Below are 326 nucleotides of genomic sequence, written 5' to 3' on the forward strand. Positions count from 1 at the left end.
CGCATATACAGCTTTATTGATTGCGCCACCTGTTGCAACACCATGTGAACGAACACCTTGAATCGCACTAGTAATTCCAGAACCTACTTGTTGACTCACTGTTCCAAGATTTGCATGGCTTTGTAATCCTTTCGTTAATTGCGAAGTAAAGGCATCTTTATTAATATACGATTGATTATGTAGACTCTTACCACTCGTATCTTTCGCCTGTACGGGCATCGCTCCCGCTTGTACTGCCGCTTGTTGTGCCACTGCTTTAAATTCATTTCCTTTTTCATTCAGGTGCGACTGCCAAGCTTGCTCTTTTTGTGGTTGAGACATAGTTG

Annotated in this window: 1 protein-coding gene; it reads right to left on the minus strand. The window is 42.6% G+C overall.

What is annotated here, in order from left to right; genetic code table 11:
• On the minus strand, window positions 1–326 hold a 326-nt coding region (locus tag ACTJK5_RS23140; protein WP_440613337.1), incomplete at both ends, for a hypothetical protein.

This window comes from Agrobacterium sp. 22094, from assembly GCF_052046015.1.
GTDB classification, from domain to species: Bacteria; Pseudomonadota; Alphaproteobacteria; order Rhizobiales; family Rhizobiaceae; genus Agrobacterium; species Agrobacterium cavarae.